Annotated in this window: 15 protein-coding genes; 6 read left to right on the forward strand and 9 right to left on the reverse strand. The window is 66.6% G+C overall.

Translation table 11 applies throughout. The features are described from left to right. Position 1: 1 nt before the first annotated feature. From K254_RS0114635 to K254_RS0114645, 3 genes are read right to left on the reverse strand one after another with little or no spacing between them, the layout of a single operon-like run. Positions 2 to 553 carry an amino acid synthesis family protein gene (locus K254_RS0114635; protein WP_026556002.1) on the reverse strand — a complete coding sequence of 184 codons (552 nt, stop codon included), beginning with the start codon at positions 551 to 553 and terminating at the stop codon, positions 2 to 4. Beyond that, positions 550 to 1,167 (reverse strand): amino acid synthesis family protein, encoded by a 618-nt coding sequence (locus K254_RS0114640; RefSeq protein ID WP_026556003.1) that lies wholly within the window; start codon positions 1,165 to 1,167, stop codon positions 550 to 552. The genes K254_RS0114635 and K254_RS0114640 overlap by 4 nt, the downstream gene beginning before the upstream one ends. Then, on the reverse strand, positions 1,151 to 2,278 hold the full coding sequence (locus K254_RS0114645) for an LLM class flavin-dependent oxidoreductase (RefSeq protein ID WP_026556004.1): 1,128 nt from the start codon (positions 2,276 to 2,278) through the stop codon (positions 1,151 to 1,153). The genes K254_RS0114640 and K254_RS0114645 overlap by 17 nt, the downstream gene beginning before the upstream one ends. Before the next feature lie 401 nt (positions 2,279 to 2,679). Here K254_RS0114645 and K254_RS26205 point away from each other — a divergent pair, with 401 nt between their 5' ends. Further along, positions 2,680 to 3,108 carry an ester cyclase gene (locus K254_RS26205; RefSeq protein ID WP_026556005.1) on the forward strand — a complete coding sequence of 143 codons (429 nt, stop codon included), beginning with the start codon at positions 2,680 to 2,682 and terminating at the stop codon, positions 3,106 to 3,108. Further along, on the forward strand, positions 3,108 to 3,638 hold the full coding sequence (locus tag K254_RS26210) for a flavin reductase family protein (protein ID WP_026556006.1): 531 nt from the start codon (positions 3,108 to 3,110) through the stop codon (positions 3,636 to 3,638). Before K254_RS26205 ends, K254_RS26210 begins: the two co-directional genes overlap by 1 nt. 97 nt (positions 3,639 to 3,735) lie before the next feature. Here the strand turns inward: K254_RS26210 and K254_RS0114660 are convergent, their stop codons facing one another. Genes K254_RS0114660 through K254_RS0114675 form a run of 4 tightly spaced genes read right to left on the reverse strand, consistent with a single transcriptional unit; the run spans position 3,736 to position 7,689 of the window. Beyond that, on the reverse strand, positions 3,736 to 4,857 hold the full coding sequence (locus K254_RS0114660; RefSeq protein WP_026556007.1) for an ABC transporter ATP-binding protein: 1,122 nt from the start codon (positions 4,855 to 4,857) through the stop codon (positions 3,736 to 3,738). Between the two features lie 22 nt (positions 4,858 to 4,879). Further along, on the reverse strand, positions 4,880 to 5,722 hold the full coding sequence (locus K254_RS0114665; protein WP_051389248.1) for an ABC transporter permease: 843 nt from the start codon (positions 5,720 to 5,722) through the stop codon (positions 4,880 to 4,882). Further along, positions 5,709 to 6,593, reverse strand: a complete 885-nt coding sequence (locus tag K254_RS0114670; RefSeq protein WP_026556009.1) for an ABC transporter permease — start codon at positions 6,591 to 6,593, stop codon at positions 5,709 to 5,711. The genes K254_RS0114665 and K254_RS0114670 overlap by 14 nt, the downstream gene beginning before the upstream one ends. Position 6,594: 1 nt before the next feature. Further along, positions 6,595 to 7,689: an extracellular solute-binding protein gene (locus K254_RS0114675; RefSeq protein WP_081710162.1), complete on the reverse strand. Its 1,095-nt coding sequence runs from the start codon at positions 7,687 to 7,689 to the stop codon at positions 6,595 to 6,597. A 502-nt stretch (positions 7,690 to 8,191) separates the two neighbouring features. Between K254_RS0114675 and K254_RS0114680 the strand changes: the two genes are divergently transcribed. Further along, positions 8,192 to 9,121 (forward strand): cyclase family protein, encoded by a 930-nt coding sequence (locus tag K254_RS0114680; protein WP_026556011.1) that lies wholly within the window; start codon positions 8,192 to 8,194, stop codon positions 9,119 to 9,121. A gap of 161 nt (positions 9,122 to 9,282) precedes the next feature. Here the strand turns inward: K254_RS0114680 and K254_RS0114685 are convergent, their stop codons facing one another. Continuing rightward, complete coding sequence (locus tag K254_RS0114685; RefSeq protein WP_026556012.1) at positions 9,283 to 11,916, reverse strand: trehalase-like domain-containing protein; 2,634 nt, start codon at positions 11,914 to 11,916, stop codon at positions 9,283 to 9,285. Positions 11,917 to 12,068: 152 nt separating this feature from the next. Further along, on the reverse strand, positions 12,069 to 12,962 hold the full coding sequence (gene trhO, locus K254_RS0114690) for an oxygen-dependent tRNA uridine(34) hydroxylase TrhO (protein WP_026556013.1): 894 nt from the start codon (positions 12,960 to 12,962) through the stop codon (positions 12,069 to 12,071). Between the two features lie 125 nt (positions 12,963 to 13,087). On the opposite strand from trhO, the gene K254_RS0114695 reads away from it, so the two are divergent. The 3 genes from K254_RS0114695 to K254_RS0114705 all read left to right on the forward strand — a co-directional run bounded on the left by K254_RS0114695 (position 13,088) and on the right by K254_RS0114705 (position 16,473). Then, positions 13,088 to 14,314: an amidohydrolase gene (locus tag K254_RS0114695; RefSeq protein WP_026556014.1), complete on the forward strand. Its 1,227-nt coding sequence runs from the start codon at positions 13,088 to 13,090 to the stop codon at positions 14,312 to 14,314. Beyond that, positions 14,311 to 15,699, forward strand: coding sequence for a DUF3100 domain-containing protein (locus tag K254_RS0114700; RefSeq protein ID WP_026556015.1), 1,389 nt, complete (start codon positions 14,311 to 14,313; stop codon positions 15,697 to 15,699). The genes K254_RS0114695 and K254_RS0114700 overlap by 4 nt, the downstream gene beginning before the upstream one ends. Before the next feature lie 75 nt (positions 15,700 to 15,774). Continuing rightward, positions 15,775 to 16,473, forward strand: coding sequence for a GNAT family N-acetyltransferase (locus tag K254_RS0114705; RefSeq protein WP_026556016.1), 699 nt, complete (start codon positions 15,775 to 15,777; stop codon positions 16,471 to 16,473). Positions 16,474 to 16,477: the final 4 nt, after the last annotated feature.

Raw genomic sequence — 16,477 nt, forward strand, 5'->3', positions numbered from 1 at the left:
GCTACAGTTCCGTGGACAGATCGGCCAGCCGCTGCTGCGGACGGCCCTGTGCCGCGGCGGCGAGGGCGATGATCAGCTCGTCCGGGTGCGGGGCGTCGGAGATGCGCACCTCGATGCTCTGGTGGTGCGAGCGGATGGTGGCATCGGTGATGTGCTTGAGTGGGATGTCGAAGACGACGCCGGCCGGCCCGCGCTTCTCGACGGCCGGGAGCAGGGTGGTGGCGTTGGCGGCCACCCGGAAGTGGTCGCCGAACTTGAGCGTGTGGATCAGCGCCGAGCCGTGCTCAATCTCGCCGTTGAGGCCCACGATCGCGGCCTTGCCATAGGCCTCGGCCGTGGCGCCGAGGGCCGCCAGCACGGCCGGGGCCAGCAGGGCGCCAACATCGGAGGCGGTGGCCTCGATGCCCTCGCTCAGGTCTTCGACAAAGCCCTGGCCCTTCCACGGGTTTTCGATCACGGCCGCGACAATGGCGACGCGGGCGGGCGGGTTGACCTCGCGGCCGCCCTCGCTGGTGATTTCTTCAATAATGGTGACGATCTTGCGTACCTTCATGCCAATGCACTCTCCAGGTCTTTTGCTCTGATGATGGGGTCGGTCTTGCGGTCGCCGATGCGGGCGTGCGGGCGGGGGCCGGTGGAGGCCGCGGCGATGATGACAATCTCATCGGCCCGGGGGCCATCGGAAATGCGCGCCGCAATGGTCTGGTAGTGGCTGCGGGTGGCGGCGGCGCTCTTGTGCCACATGGGCACCACCAGCGTCTCCCCCGCCTCCGCCCGGGCGTCTGCAAAGCAGATGATGGATTCACCCTGCAGGAAGTCCCGCATGAGATTCCCGAAGTACGGCGTGTGGATCAATGCCCCACCGTGCTCGATCTCTCCCGCGGTGCCCACGATGGCTGCCTTGCCGAAGGCCTCGATGGCCTCGGCGCCGCCCAGATCGGCAATCAGCCGGTCCGTCAGCATCTTGGCCAGCTGCGGAGCAATCGCCTCGGCGGCGGCCGAGAGGTCCGCCGCCGGGCCGGTGCCCAGCCACGGATTGTGGATCACGGCGGCCACTGTGGCGCGCAGAGCCGGGCGTTCCGGGCGGCTGCCGTTCTCGTTGAGGACTTCCTCGCGGTAGAGAACCAGCTTGCGGACGCCGGCGTCGGAGCTAGAAGGCCGTGTCAAAACGGGGCTTCACTTTCTCGGAGAACAGCTCCAGGGAGCGCATGGCCTTCTTGTGGTCCAGGCCCGGGTGCGTGGTCCACAGCATCATGTGTTCCAGGCCCACCTCGCGCTGGAGTTCCTCGATCTTCTCGGCCACGAAGTCCGGCGTACCCACCAGCATGTTGCGGTCCATCAGGAAATCGAAGTCCAGCTTGTGCGCGTCGGTGAGTTCCTCGCCCTCCTCCATCATGTTGCCCAGGCCGCGCCAGTGCGTGATCCACTTGTAGGAGTTCATCACGGCCTCCTCGAATTCCTCGCGGGCCTGTTCCATGGTGTCTGCGACGTAGACGTCGCGGACCAGGGCGATGCCCTCGCCGAGGGTGACGTCGCGGCCCTGTGCCGCCGCGGCGGCGTCGCGGTAGAGCTCGAAGCGGGGCTTGAGTGCGGAGACCGGCGGCAGCCAGAAGATGCCCTGGATGCCATCGCGCCCGGCGTTCTGGATGGAGCGTGGGGTGTCGATGACCTGCCACAGCGGCAGTTCCTTCTGGAACGGCTTGGGGATGACCGACATCTTGGTGATGACGCCGTCCTCGGTGAAGTCGCTGGTGGCCGGGGACATCGGGTGGCTCCACTTCACGCCCGGCTTGGGGAACTCGAAGAAGCGCCCCTTGTGGCTGAAGAAGTCCTCCGTCCAGGCCTTGCGCATGACCTCCACCGTTTCCTCGAAGAGGGCCCGGTTCTGCTCCTGGTCTCGGGGATCGGCCAATTCATTCAGGTTCAACGCCTCGCGGCCGTAGAGCCCGCGGCCCACGCCCACCTCGACACGGCCGTCGGAGAGCTGGTCCAGCAGGGCCAGATCCTCGGCCAGGCGCAGCGGGTGCCAGAAGGTGGCGATGGCGGCGGCCTGGCCGATCCGGATGGTGGAGGTCCGGGCGGCGATGTCCGTACCCATCAGCACCGGGTTGGGCGTCAGCTCCTGGCCCTCATGGCCAAAGTGGTGCTCCGTGTACCAGGTGGACCAGAAGCCGTAGCGCTCAGCGGACTGGGCGTACTCGCGGGCATCCTTCATGTGCTGGTTGTAGTTCTTGAGGTCTCCGGGGGCCCCGAGGGCGTGGAAGATGGAAAAGCGCATCGCTGAAAACCTTTCGGTCCGTACCGCCGTGGAGCAGCGGGTACAGGTATGTGGCTCGGTGGTATCGAGGCCGGCCGCAGCCGGCGGTCCCTGCACGTCCCCGCGGATCCTGGTGGTGGATCCGCAAGGCCGGCCGGGGTGCCCGCTTCGCCGACCTCACTGTCGGCGCCGCTTGCATGGTAGAGACTATAGGCTCCAAAAATCCCCCGCGTCAACGGCAAGCTCTGCACCATGGATTCAACTTGAGAGGATTCCCAGTAAACAAGGGAAACTTTCGGAACGCCGTCGAATACGTCCTACATCCGAAGTCCTCGTGTTACGCTCCTGCCTTGACGATCAAATGTGAGCTGGATTACCGTAGCTACCATGCAACAGCACTCAATGAGGAGGTCAGAGCATTCATGGCACAGGAATCAGAGCTGAAAACACGGGTCCGCGAGATCTGGCACGCGGTCTGGGACGACGGCGATGTCGATGCCCTGGATGCGCTGCTGGCCGACGGGTACACCCGCACCAGCAATGCATCCCCCGCGGCATTGGGCGCCGGCGAGTTCAAGGACATGGTCCGCACCACCCGCGAGGCCTTCCCGGATTTTTCCACAACCATCACGGCGCTGGCCCAGGATGGGGACCAGCTGGCCATCTTCTGGAGCAGCACGGGAACCCACAGCAGCGAGCTGTTCGGCGTCCCGGCCACGCATCGTCGGATCACCACGTATGGCTCAAATTTCTGCACCTTTGACAACGGCCGCCTGGTGAATGAGCACGTCACCTGGGACCCGCGCCAACTCCTTACCGCCCTGGGCATCATTTCGCTGGGAGAAGACTAATGACTGAGACAGCACCCACATCCACAGGTCTGGCCGACGAGCCCGATCCGGACCTGGTGCGGGGATTCAACCGCCAGTTCGTCACCGGCGTCACGGTGGTCACCACGAAGGACGGCGGCAAGGCCCGCGGTCTGGCGGTGAATGCCTATGCGTCCATCTCGTTCGACCCGCCGCTGATCATGGTCTGCATCCAGCGGACCTCCTCCACCTACCCGGCGCTGCATGCCGCCACGCACCTGGGGGTGAACATCATCGCCAACGACCAGAGCGGCGTCCTGGGCGTGTTCGCCTCCAAGGCGGAGGACAAGTTCGCCACCATCGACTGGCATGAGGGCCCGCACGGCTCGCCGCTGATCGATGGCTCCGCGGCAATGCTCGAGGCGGAGATCCGCGAGCGCTTCCAGGCCAAGACCCACACGGTGTTCATCTGCCGCGTCCGCCATGCGGAAGTCAACGACAAGTACCCCATTGTCTACAAGGCCGGCAAGTTCTTCGACGGCGCCGCGCTCGCTCCCCTGCCCACGGACTAGCTCCGCTCCGGGGGTCGAGCTTGGGCCCCGGACAGGTACGCGAATGGCCCCGGAGCCGAGGCTCCGGGGCCATTCTGGACGGGACCGTCGCGCCTGCCTACCCCTCGAGGACGAGCAGTTGGGCGTTGGCTGCATCCCAGCCCACGTGCACCTCCCCTGCCGCACCGCTGCGGCCAGTGCTTTCGGAACTCAGTTCACGCAGCTGCAGCTCATGGCCGCCAGCGGTGATCCGGTGCCGGATCGTGGCGCCGAGGTTGGTCGAGGACACCATCGTGCCGGTGCCGCCGTTTTCCTCCGGTGCCCCCGGGCGGAACTTGAGGTGCTCGGGACGGATGGATACGGCGTACCTCTCCCCCACCACGCCGCGATCCTGGACCCTGCCGATGCCCAGCCCACCCAAATCCACCACGGCCTCGGAGCCATGGCGCTCCAACACCGTGCACGGAACCAGGTTGGTGTCGCCCAGGAAGCTGGCCACCCAGTCCGTCAACGGGTGGGCGTACACCTCCTCCGGCGGTCCGGACTGCACGATGCGCCCGTCCTTCATCACCACGATCCGATCCGACATCGCCATGGCCTCGTCCTGGTCGTGGGTGACAAAGAGAACCGAAATCCCCAGGCTCTTCTGCAAGGTCTTGATCTCCTCCTGCATGTGCTCGCGCAGCCGCTTGTCCAGTGCGGCCATGGGCTCGTCCAGCAGCAGTGCTGCGGGATTGAACACCAGGGACCGGGCCAGCGCCACTCGCTGCTGCTGCCCTCCCGAGAGCTGGCGCGGACGGCGCCCGCCCAGACCACCCAGGCCCACCCGTTCCAGTGCAGCCTCGGCGCGCTCGCGCCGCTCGGCCCGCGGAATCTTGCGCATCCGCAGGGCGAATTCCACGTTTTCACGGGCATTCATGTGCGGAAACAGCGCGTAGTTCTGGAACACCACGCCGAGATTGCGTTCGCGCGGCGGCAGCGCATCCACCGGCTTTCCATCGATCAGCACCGAACCGGAGGTGTGTTCCTCAAATCCGGCAACCATCATCATGGTGGTGGTCTTGCCCGAACCGCTGGGTCCGAGCAGCGTCACGAACTCCCCGGGTTGGACCACCAGGTCAAGCTCGTCCACGGCCACGACGTCGCCGTAGGTTTTGCGCACCTGGCGCAGTTCGATGGAGCCCCGGGCCGCCGTCGCCGCACCGGGTGTTGTGTCTGCGGAAATCACTGAAGTCGTCATTGAAATACCTTCGCTAAGTGGGCTAAACGGCCAGCGGCAGCATCCGCGCGGTGGACCGCCGGCGGAGCACGTAGATGACCTGGAGAAGCAGGCCAACGGTGGCCACGGTGACCAGCACGGCGGAGGACACCGCGATCTTGGGGGTCAGGTTGAACTGGATGTCGGTGAACATTTTCACCGGCAGCGTTGTGGCGCTGGGCGATTGCATGAACAGGCTCATGACGGTTTCGTCGATCGAGACCGAGAAGGCGAACAGCGCCCCGGAGACCAGCCCGGGCAAGATCACCGGCAGGTAGACGTGGCGCAGGATGGACAGTGCGCCGGCCCCCAGGCTCTGCGCCGACCGCACCAGCGCCGGATTGAGCCCGGCAAGGCTGGCCCGGGTGGTCAGATACACATACGGAGTGGCAATCACCGCGTGCGCCAGGCCGATGGGGATGATGCTGCCGACCATGCCGACCGAGATGAAGAACTGGTAGAACGCCAGGGCCAGCACCACTGTGGGGACGATCATTGGGGCCAGGATCAGCCCCACCACGGCCGGCTGGCCGGGAAACTTCCGTCCATGCAGGCCGATGGCTGCCGTTGCCCCCAGCAGCACACCGAGGACGACGGCGATGGCCGCGGCCTGCAGGCTGGCGGACAGCGCTGTGGTCCAGGCATGGTCCTCGAAGAAGCCCTGCACGGCGGCCAGGGAAACCCCTTCCGGCGGGAACGTGATGTAGCGGCTGTCATTGAGCGCCACGGGCACCACGATCGCCGTCGGAATCACCAGGAAGGCGAACACCGGCAGGGAGAGCAGCGCCAGTGCGCGGCCCTGCGCCCGGCCCTGGGGGCGCGGACTTGTGGTCTTAGAGCGCTTCATGCTGGCCTCCTGCCTTGAGCACACGTTGGTAGACGGCCACCAGGATGCTCACCAGCACCGTCAGGACCACGGCCAGGGCCGCGGCTCCGGAGAAGTCGGTGAGCTGGCGGGCGTAGTAGTCGATCTGGTTGGCGATCATCATGTCCCCGGGCCCGCCCATCACCACCGGGGTGATGAAGAATCCCGTGCTGATGATGAACACCAGCAGCCCTGCCGCGGACACTCCCGGCGCACTCAGCGGCAGGATGATCCGGCGGAAGATCGAGATTTCGCGGGCACCCAGCGAGCGGGCGGCCAGGGCCAGCCTGTCGTCGATGGAGGCCAGCGAGGAGAAGATGGGAAACACCGCATAGGGCAGCAGACAGTGCACCATGCCGACGATCACCGCAAAGCGGTTGTGCAGCAGCTCGATCGGATGGTCGGTCAGGCCGATGGCCTGGAGGATCGAGTTGACCACGCCGTTGTCCTGCAGCAGGACCGCCCAGGCGAAGTTCTTCACCAGGATGCCGGTCCAGAAGGGCAGCAGCACGACGGCGAACAGCACCACGCGCATCACCGTCCCGCTGCGCCAGAGCACCAGGGCAATCACATAGCCCAGCAGCACCGTCACCACCGTCGAGGCCAGGCTGATGGTCAGCGTATTGGCCAGCGAGCGGAGCACCAGCGGATCCGAGAGCACACGCTGGTAGGCGTTGTCCGAAAAGCTGGAGCCCACCAATTTGCCCAGGGGTGTCAGGAAAAGCAGGGCGTCGAAGGCCAGGATCGGCGCCAGCAGCAGCCACCAGCCGCTGCGCCGCCGCGGCCTGCCACCACTTGTCCCCGGCGTTGGCCGGCCCGCGGGCCGCACTCGTTCAAGGGTTGTCTGGCTCATCTCAGCCGGCCTGCCAGAGCTTGAACTGCTGTTCGGTCTGCTTCAGATTCGTCGCCCACCACTTGTCATCGCGGACCAGGATCTTGTCGGCCAGCTTGGGGCTGGTGGGCAGCGTATCGGCGATCTCCTGCGGCAACTTCGTCAGCGCAGGAGTGTTGGCGAGGGTCAGGTTGGTGACCTTGTCGAATGCGGCACCGGCCTCGGCGTCGTTCGACATGAAGTTCATCAGCTTGAAGGCGGCCTCCTTGTTCTTCGCCCCCTTGGGAACCACAAAGTAGTCGCCGGCAAGGACGGCATTCTGCGGCGAGAAGTTCAGCTTCGCGCCGTCGGCCCGGGCGGCATTGATCCGGTTGTTGAAACTCGTGGAGAGCGACACCTCGCCGGAGGTCAGCTGCTGGATCGGCTCCTGGTTGGCCGAGTGGTAGAGCAGCCGGTCCCGGCCCGGATGCTGTCCCAGCACCCGCAGCGCGCGGTCCACATCGAGGGGGTAGATCTTGTCGAACGGAACGCCGTCGGCCAGCAGGGCTGCCTCGAGAATGGAGCTGTCGGAGAGCTGGTTGTAGACGGACCGCTTGGTGCTGTACCTGTTCTGGTCGAAGAACTGGGCCCAGTCGGCCGGCGCCTGGCCGTTGGGAATGGTCGTCTCGTCCCAGGCCATGACGAAGAGGAAGCTCAGGTACTTGATCCCGTATTCGGCCTTGGCATAGCCGGGGAGGCCCTTGTCGCTGATGATGTCGTAGTCGAACTTCTCCAGCAGACCTTCGGCCACGGCCGTCTCGTACTCGGGGGCCGTGATCTCGACCAGATCCCACTGCACATCCCCCGACTGCACCTGCGCCTTGAGCGCGGCGAGGCTCGTATTGGCCAGCAGGGTGGGCTGGATCCCGGTTTGTTTGGCGAAGGGATTCAGGATGGTATCCGTCAACTGGTCGTTGTAGGAACCCCCATAGGAGGTGACTGTGACGGTTTTGTTGGCTGCCGCGGTGGTGGAGGATTTCGTACTGCAGCCCGACAGGGCCAGGCCTGCAAGGGGCGTGAGTGCTGCGGCCTTGAGCATTTGCCTGCGATTGAACATGGGGGAGCTGGGAATGGTCATTGCGGAATGTGCCTCTCATAGGCGCCTGCCAGCACTGGACTGGCGCTGGCGGGCGGGGAGCATGGGTGTGGCGGTGCGGCTCCGTCGGCGGTTCTCGCCCACTTGACCGCTCATCGTTGAGCGGAGCTAAGTCCGTGGCCGGGATTGGCCTCTTCGGTGTGGCAACTCTAAAGTGATAGTTGTCTCAGAGTCAACGGTTGTGTTTCATTAAGAAACAAGTTAGTTTTGCTCCACCACCCCGCGGAACCGGAAACCACCCCGTGCTGCGCAATCCAAACCTGCCCTCACGGGCCGAGGAGAAGGAGTTTGACGCCCCGCCGGGGGCTCCCGCGCCCCGATGCGCATCCGGGACGCACTTCCCCGCTGAGGACGCGTCCGCTACTGCATCTTCGGAGGGGACGTGCGTCGCCAGCCGGGACACGACCCATCTAGAGGGGGAAGGCTCCACGGACACTTCCCAATTCTTGTTGCGCATTGACCCCAGGCTCCGCATCATTTCAAGATGACCACCCAGTACAGGGCAAGCTTCGATGCCAAGATCACCTTCTCGAACGGCGGCGGCCTCCAAGCACAGGGATTCCGGATCGACATCCCCGATCGGGACACGCCGTCAGATCACATCGGAGCCCTCTTCGTGGCTTCTCTTGGCCTGCTCATGACTGAGTCGGTCACACTTGAGAATGTTGAGGTTTTCGCCGAGCCGCACAAGGGCACTCGCGGGGGTCCCCGTGGCCCTGGGGTGGCTGGCCCCGTCCCTACTGCGCAGAAACGTTTTGTGGAGCTGAGCCATGTCATCCGCGCAGGCGAGACAACCTATCCTGGTCTTCCTGCGCCGGAAGTGGCTCCGCACCTCACCCGGGAGGCATCCAGGGATGTCTATGCGGACGGTACAGAATTTTCCATTGACCGCATTCCGATGGTGGGGAACACCGGGACCTACCTCGACGCCCCGTTTCATCGTTATGCCGCCGGCCTGGACCTTGCCGGCTTGCCGTTGGCCCAGCTCGTGGATCTTCCTGTTGTTGTCGTCCGAACCGCCGGCGGCGGCGTTCGGGCCGTTGACATCGGCCAACTCGCGGCACTGGAGGTCGGCGGATGCGCGGTGCTTCTCCACACCGGCGGTGACCGTGATTGGGGGAAACCGTCCTATGCCCTCGATGCTCCCTACCTCACGGAGGCGGGCGCGCAGTGGCTCGTCGACCATCGTGCAGCACTCGTGGGCATCGATGCCGTCAATATCGACGACACCAGCAGCGGAAGGTCACGACCGGCCCACAGCCTGCTTCTTGCCGCCGGCATTCCGATCGTCGAACACCTCACCGGACTGGGGGCGGTTCCACCAAACGGCGCAACGTTCACGGCCGCGGCGCCGCTCATCGAAGCATTCGGCACCTTCCCCGTCCGCGCCTACGCCACCGTCCCCGTCGAGTAGGGGCCCAAGCTCTGTGGCGGAACACGGGGAAACGTTTGGCGCGCCGGATTTCGACAAGCTCAATCAGCGGACCGGCGGTCGAGCTTGGGGCCCCGGCCGCGAGGGACCCGCAGCGAGCTTGCGAGCTGTGGGAGCGGCTGGGGAGCGAGACCCGTTGACCGTCAGGGCGTTGGCGGCGTATACGCGTCCAGCAGTTGGGCGCAGCGGATGAAGCCGAGGTGCGAGTAGGCCTGCGGGTGGTTGCCCAGGTGCATCTCGGTCGCTGGATCGTACTCTTCGGGCAGCAGTCCGGTGGGTCCGATCAGGTTCACCAGCTGGTTGAACAGCTCCAAGGCGTCGTCGTAGCGGTGCACTGCCAGGTAGGCCTCGATCAGCCAGGTGGTGCAGATGTGGAAGCCGCCCTCCAGGCCCGGCAGTCCGTCGTCGTACCTGTACCTGAACACCGTTGGCCCCACCCTCAGTTCGCGTTCGACGGCGGCAACGGTGTCCAGGAAGCGCTGGTCGCGGACATCCAGCAGCCCCGACAGGCCGATGTGCAGCACGGCAGCGTCGAGGTCCGGGCTGTCGTACGCCACGGTGTAGGAGGCGGCGGCGTCGTCCCAGCCCTCCCGCAGCACCTCCGCGCGGATGGTGTCCGCCGTCGGCGCCCACTCGGCATGCGCATCCCGGCCAAACTGCTCCGCCGTCCGCAGCGCCCTATCCAGCGTCACCCAGCACATCACCTTGGAATAGACGTGGTGGCGCGGCGGGCGGCGGGCCTCCCAAATTCCGTGGTCCGGCTCATGCCAGCGTGCCAGCACCGCCGCCGCCATTTGCTCCAGCAGCAGCCAGTGGGCGTCGCTGAGGACTCCGGTCCGGATGGCCAGCGAATGGATCAGCTCGGCGATCGGGCCAAAGACGTCCAATTGCACCTGGTGGTCGGCGGCATTGCCGATGCGCACGGGCCTGGAGCCGGCATAGCCGGGCAGGCTTTCGATGGTGGCCTCCGTGGAGAGCGGCGCACCGGAGACCGAGTAGAGCGGGTGCAGCCACTCCGGGCCGGGGGCATTGGCCAGAATCCGGCCCAGCCAGTCCAGGAACCCCTCCGCCTCCGCCGTCGAGCCCAGGTCCACCAGGGCCTTGACCGTCATCGAGCCATCGCGCAGCCAGCAGTACCTGTAGTCCCAATTGCGGGTTCCACCGATCCCCTCCGGCAGCGAGGTGGTGGGCGCGGCCAGCACGGCGCCCGTCGGTTCGTGGACCAGCGCGCGCAGCACCAGGGCTGAGCGGCGCACCAGCGCCGCCTTCACGGTGGGGATCTTCAGCCCACCGACCCACTGCCGCGAGGCAAGGGCGACGGCGGAGCGCCGCTCCGTCTCACCGCCGGGGTCGGCGGTGTAGGGCTCCGTGTCTCCACAGCGCAGCGTGAGGACCACCGGACCGTTGCGCAGATCCACCTCGGCCGACGCCGTTGCATGCCGTCCGTCGCTGGTGATGCTGAAGTCCAGCCCGGGCGCGGAGAGCAGAATGGGGTCCGACGTGCCCACGACGTGCACCTCATCCCCACGTGCCTCCATACTGAAGGGCGCATTGGCGTAGTCGGGCCGCGGGGCAAAGGTGATCCGCGCGCCACCCGTGCCCGACAAGACCCGGACCAGGCTCGTGATGCCCTCGGGCGCCGGCTCAAGGTAGTCCGTCACCGTCACATCCGCCCAGCGGGTTTCCACAATCATGGTGCTGTCCACATAGCGCTGGGCCAGCACGGGCGAGGGCTTGAGCGGCTCCACACTGAAGTGCCCCGCGGCATCGCCCCCAAGGATGTGGGCAAAGATGGAGCCGGAATCCGGCAGCGGATGGCTCATCCAACAGATCCTGGCGTCTGGGGTGATGAGCGCGGTGGAGGAGCCGTTGCCGATCATCGAATGACGCTCCAATCCCACGGCGTCCTCGCCAAACAGCCAGGCCCGGCGCAGTTCAAACAGCATGGCCAGCACCCGGGCAAACGATTCCGGATCCCGCAGCCTGTGCCCCGGCGCAGGCACGGCGTCCCCCACCCTGATGCCCAGATCGGGGCCGCGCAGGGTGGCGAGGGCGAGTTCGTCGCTGGGCGCATCGCCGGCATACAGTGCCGCGCCGACACCCAGCCGGGCGCGCAGCCGTTCCAGAGCCTCTCCCTTGGAGGGCTCGACGACGGACAGGTCCAGCACCGATCCATCCACGATGAAGTGCAGATTGTGCTCCCGGGCCACGTCCTGGGCCCGCTGGGTCACTGCCGCCACCACCTTGCGGGCCGCCGGCCGAGTGTGCACGGCCACGGCCACGGGTTTGCGCTCGATGCTGATGCCCTTTTCAAATCCCACGGCCTCCATCAGCGCCAGACTGGCGTTCTGCAGCACCGACTCGGTGGCCAGGGCCAGGCCGTGGGCGTAGCCCATGTCGAACTCCGCACCGTGCGAGCCGACGAGGTGGACCTCCGCGGGCAGCCGGGACACGGCGGCCAAATCCCGCAGCGACCGGCCGGAGATCACGGCGGTGTGGGTGTTCGGCAGGGCGGCCAGCGCACGCAGCGCGACGGATGCGCTGCCCAGTGGCAGAGTTTCGGTCGAGATCCCCTCGGCGGTGCACAAGGTGCCGCCATAGTTGCAGGCGACCAGCAGGCTGGGCGTACGGGCCAGCAGCTTGAGTTCAGCCATCAGGCTCGGCGTCAGGCCGTCGTCGGCGGCATCGGATTGAACGAAGGCCCTCAGCAGTTCAAGGGGCAGGGATTTTGTCAGCAGGGCCGAATCGGCAACTGTCTGGTTGAGTCGAGTTGGCATGAGCTGTGTCCTTTGCTTGAACCCGCCCCCAACCGGTCACCATGGCCACCTCCCAGTATCCTCGGACCGGCGTTTCACCGGAATATCCACGGCGTTGCAGTCTTGTTGCCGGTTTTCCGCTCCCGTTCGGCAGCCACTCGACCACCGGGCCCTCAGTCGGTGCAGCCCTGGGGGCACATGAGGGTCTCCGGGCTGGCGGCGCAGTCTTCGCAGTACAGGCTCAGGTTGCGGCAGCTGGGGTTGGAGCAGTTCTCAAACTTCGAGGTGGGCGCGGTGCAGCGGACGCATTCGCCAATGGTCTTGGCCTCGTCGCTGAATTCCAGGTGCATGCGCTTGTCGAACACGTAGAGCGAGCCCTCCCACAGGCCCTTGTCCTTGAACGTCTCCCCGTAGCGGACGATGCCGCCGTCCATCTGGTAGACCTCCTTGAAGCCGCGGTTCACCATCAGCGAGCTGAGCACCTCGCAGCGGATGCCGCCGGTGCAGTAGGTGACCACCGGCTTGTCCTTGAGGTTGTCGTACTTGCCGGAATCCAGCTCCTTGATGAAGTCGTGCGTGGTGGCGACATCGGGGACGACGGCGTTCTTGAACTTGCCGATCTGGGCCTCGAAGGCGTTGCGGCCGTCGAAGAAGACCACCTCTTCGCCGGCCGACTCCTTGGCGGCCACCAGCTCGTGCAGCTCCTCGGGTTTGAGGTGCGTGCCGCCGCCGACGACGCCGTTCCCATCCACAACGAGCTCGCCGGGGGCGCCGAAGGAGACGATCTCGTCCCGCACCTTCACGCTCAGCCGCGGGAAGTCCTCGGCACCGCCGTCGGACCATTTGAAGTCAAGGTCGTGGAAGCCGCGGTACTCGCGCGTGGTCTTCACATACTGCTTGACCGCGTCGATCTCTCCACCCACTGTGGAGTTGATGCCGTCCTTGGAGATGAGGATGCGCCCGCGCAGGCCCAGCTTCTCGCACAGCGCGCGCTGCCACAGGCGCACAGCGTCAGGGTCCGCGACGGGGGTAAAGCCATAAAAAAGCACAATTCGGTTCAAAGCCACGCATTTAAGCGTACGGCGTGCTGCCAAATAGCTCTGGCGGGGCCGGGCATCCCGGGCGGACACTGGGGTATGACGACGGCGCCGGCCGTCCGGCAGGCACGTGACCGGCTTGAGGAAAGGCACCCATGGAACCCAACGACATCGCCCTCGCCTCTCAGGGCGTCAAGGCGGCCCTGGCCAACGGCGTCGGCCACTGGCGCGAGCGCGTCCATACCCTGGCCCGCGGCATCCATGCGAACCCGGAGCTGTCCTTTGAGGAGGTCCGCTCCGCCGGGGAGATCGCCGCCCTGCTCGCCGACGGCGGTTTCGCCGTCGAACGCGGAACCAGCGGCCTGCCCACCGCCTTCACCGCCACCGCCGGCAGCGGGCCCCTGGTGGTTGCCCTCTGCGTGGAGTACGACGCACTGCCCGGCGTGGGCCACGCCTGCGGGCACAATCTGATTGCCGGCGCCTCGGTGGCAGCGGCCCTGGCCCTGGCACCGCACGCCGACGAGCTGGGCATCACGCTCAAGGCCATCGGCACGCCCGCCGAGGAACACGGCGGCGGCAAGGCGCTGATGCTGGCGGGCGGAGCGTTCGACGCCGTCGGGCTGGCCCTGATGGTCCACCCGGTCCAAGACGGCGTCACCTACAACCCGGCCGGCACCAGCGCCCAGGCCGTGGGGCGCTACCGTGCGATCTTTACGGGCAAGGCCGCCCACGCCGCAGCCGCCCCGCACCAGGGGGTCAACGCCGCCGATGCTGCGGTGCTGAGCCAGGTGGCCATCGGGCTGCTGCGCCAGCAGATCCCCGGCGACCACCGGGTGGCACTCTACGTGGCCGAGGCAGGCCATGTCACCAACATCATCCCGGAACGGGCGGTGGTGGAATTCGAATGCCGGGCCTTCACCCTGCCCGAATACGAGGCCCTGCTGGTGCGGGTGCGGCGCTGCTTCGAGGGCGCGGCGCTGGCCACCGGAACCACGCTGGAGATCGAGCCTACCGAGCCGCTGTATGAGCCGCTGCGCCAGGACGACGACCTGGCCGCCCATTGGACGGCGGCGATGGACGTGTTCGGCAAGGACACCAGCCCCGCCGCGGGCCTGGGCGGCGGATCCACCGACATGGGCAACATCTCCCAGGTCATCCCCAGCCTGCACCCCTGGCTGAGCATCCCCGGGGCCAATGTGCCGATCCATTCCCACGGCTTCGCGGCGCTGGCTGACACCCCGGAGGCCTACACCGTGATGTTTGAGGCCGCCGTCGCGCTGGCCTGGACAGTGGCCGACGCCGCCACCACCCCCGCCCAGCGGGACCGCTTTCTCCGGGCCGCCTACCAGCGCCCCGCCACTGAAGAGGAAGGTGCACCATGAACAGCAACAAAACCGTTCCTGCCATGGCGGAAACCCGGCATGCGCTGCCGATAGCCGCCCTGGCCCTGGTCATCGCCGTCGTCGTCCAGCTCATCGGCCAGCTGAACATCAACGTGGGCATCGGTTCGATCGTCATCTTCCCGATGGTGTGGGGCCTGATCATCGGCCTCATCGTGTCCATCCAGAAGTTCAAGCCGCTGGGCATCGATCTGCAGAAGGTCGCCGCGGCGCTGGTGGGGGTGGCGGTGCTGCTGCTGGTGGCGCGGCTGGCCTTCAACATCGGGCCAAGCCTGCCCTCCCTGGTGACGGCGGGGCCGGCGCTTCTGCTGCAGGAGGTGGGACACCTGCTGGGCACCATCGCCCTGGCCCTGCCGCTGGCCGTGCTGCTGCGGATGGGCAAGGCGACGGTGGGCGCCACGTTCTCTCTGGACCGCGAGCCCTCCTTTGCCATGGTCTCGGAAAAGTACGGTCCGGATTCGGACCAGTACCGCGGCGTGCTGGCCATGTACGTCTTCGGCACGCTGTTCGGGGCCGTCTTCATCACCCTGCTGACCTCGCTGGTGGCCAACTGGGGGATCTTCGATCCGCTGGCCCTCGCCATGGGCGCCGGGGTGGGGTCCGGGTCCATGATGGCCGCCTCCGCCGCGAGCACCATTGCGGCATACCCGGACCAGCAGGAGGCCATTTTGGGCATGGCCGCCGTGTCCAATCTGATCACCACGATCCTGGGCGTCTACGTCGGCATCTACGTCGCTCTGCCAGTGGCCGACAAGTTCTACAGCTTCCTGACGCGCGGACAGCGGGCCCGCGAGGCTGCCGCCGTCGGCGCCGGAGCAACCGGTGGTTCGGGCGTGTCCGACGCCGAGATGGCGGCCGCAGCCGAACGGGAGGAGGCCCAGGCCGAGGCCAACCGGAGGTTCCGTGAACAGGTGGCCGAGTCCTCCGCGCCGGTGAGTCTGACCCTGTGGCTGTCCCTGGGCACCCTGACGGTGCTGGGTGTCGCGACAGCCTCGGTGGCTGCCAAGGGCTTCAACTGGACCATTGTGGGCGGGTACGTGGTGATGCTGGCCCTGATGCTGCTGAGCCTGTTCCTGGCGAAGGTGACACGGAAGATCTCCGCCATCATCTGGATCACCACCATCGGCGCCTATGTGTCCAGCCCGTGGTTCTTCGCCGCGGGTGCGCTCACGACCATGGTGAAATCCGTCGACTTCCTCTCCATTGCCACGGTGATGCTGACCTTGGCCGGCCTGTCGCTGGGCAAGGACATCCCGCTGCTGCGGACCATCGGCTGGAAGATCATCCCTGTGGGTCTGGTTGCCATCGCGGCCTCGTTCCTGCTGGCCACCGCCATCGCCGAGTTCACCCTGGGCTTCTGGGACTAGATCCTTCGGTTGTTTCCCTCCCGGGCGGCCGAGGCAGCATTGGTGCCGGAGCCGCCCGGGACATAGGCTCGAACTATGCAGCATTCATTAGAGGAAACACCCCAATTGCTGCATGACTGGTTCACCGGCTGGGCTGCCCTGCGCACCTATCCGACGTCGTTCGACACCGGCTACCCGGCAGCCCTGCGGCGGGACCGCGGCGGCACCTGGGAGCATTTCATCGGGGACCCCTCCCCCTTGTCCCTGGCCACCCTCGCGGCCCAGGTCCGCACGGTCCCCGGCAGCACGCTGTCCGTCTGGGGCCACGACGTCCAACGCTATGTCGACCAGGCGCATCTTGCCGGGCTGAAACTGGTGTCCACGGGCGAGATGCTGATGTCCTTGGATCTGGACCTGATGGACGCCGAGGATCCCTATCTGGCGGATCCGGACTTCACCCTGTCCACGGCCCGGCTGGGCGGCCGCCACGATTCTTCGGCAGTGGTGGCGCGCTATGCCACCGCCATCCGGAGCGGACAGGCAATGGTGGCCTGGGGCATGGTGGCCGTCCACTCCGACGTGGCCGTGTTCGACCAGACCCAGACCGTCCCGGCCTTCCGGCGCCGCGGATTCGGCCGGCTGGTGATGGATGCCCTGGCCGCCCGCGCCCTGGACCACCCGGTGCGGCAGGGGCTGCTGCTGGCCTCCCCCTCCGGGCAGCAGCTGTACGAGAAGCTGGGCTGGCGGCGCGTCTGCCCCATTACAGTGCTGGCCGTTCCGGCGCCACGCCAATGACAGA

It is taken from the genome of Arthrobacter sp. 35W, assembly GCF_000482545.1.
GTDB lineage: Bacteria > Actinomycetota > Actinomycetes > Actinomycetales > Micrococcaceae > Specibacter.

Excerpts from the sequence above, each read along its gene's own strand:
- K254_RS0114695 (WP_026556014.1), top strand. The coding sequence starts at position 13,088 with ATGGAACCCAACGACATCGCCCTCGCCTCTCAGGGCGTCAAGGCGGCC.
- K254_RS26210 (WP_026556006.1), top strand. The coding sequence starts at position 3,108 with ATGACTGAGACAGCACCCACATCCACAGGTCTGGCCGACGAGCCCGAT.
- K254_RS0114680 (WP_026556011.1), top strand. The coding sequence starts at position 8,192 with ATGACCACCCAGTACAGGGCAAGCTTCGATGCCAAGATCACCTTCTCG.
- K254_RS0114700 (WP_026556015.1), top strand. The coding sequence starts at position 14,311 with ATGAACAGCAACAAAACCGTTCCTGCCATGGCGGAAACCCGGCATGCG.
- K254_RS0114685 (WP_026556012.1), bottom strand. The coding sequence starts at position 11,916 with ATGCCAACTCGACTCAACCAGACAGTTGCCGATTCGGCCCTGCTGACA.
- K254_RS0114665 (WP_051389248.1), bottom strand. The coding sequence starts at position 5,722 with ATGAAGCGCTCTAAGACCACAAGTCCGCGCCCCCAGGGCCGGGCGCAG.
- K254_RS0114670 (WP_026556009.1), bottom strand. The coding sequence starts at position 6,593 with ATGAGCCAGACAACCCTTGAACGAGTGCGGCCCGCGGGCCGGCCAACG.
- K254_RS0114675 (WP_081710162.1), bottom strand. The coding sequence starts at position 7,689 with ATGACCATTCCCAGCTCCCCCATGTTCAATCGCAGGCAAATGCTCAAG.
- K254_RS0114705 (WP_026556016.1), top strand. The coding sequence starts at position 15,775 with ATGCAGCATTCATTAGAGGAAACACCCCAATTGCTGCATGACTGGTTC.
- K254_RS0114635 (WP_026556002.1), bottom strand. The coding sequence starts at position 553 with ATGAAGGTACGCAAGATCGTCACCATTATTGAAGAAATCACCAGCGAG.
- K254_RS26205 (WP_026556005.1), top strand. The coding sequence starts at position 2,680 with ATGGCACAGGAATCAGAGCTGAAAACACGGGTCCGCGAGATCTGGCAC.
- K254_RS0114645 (WP_026556004.1), bottom strand. The coding sequence starts at position 2,278 with ATGCGCTTTTCCATCTTCCACGCCCTCGGGGCCCCCGGAGACCTCAAG.
- K254_RS0114660 (WP_026556007.1), bottom strand. The coding sequence starts at position 4,857 with ATGACGACTTCAGTGATTTCCGCAGACACAACACCCGGTGCGGCGACG.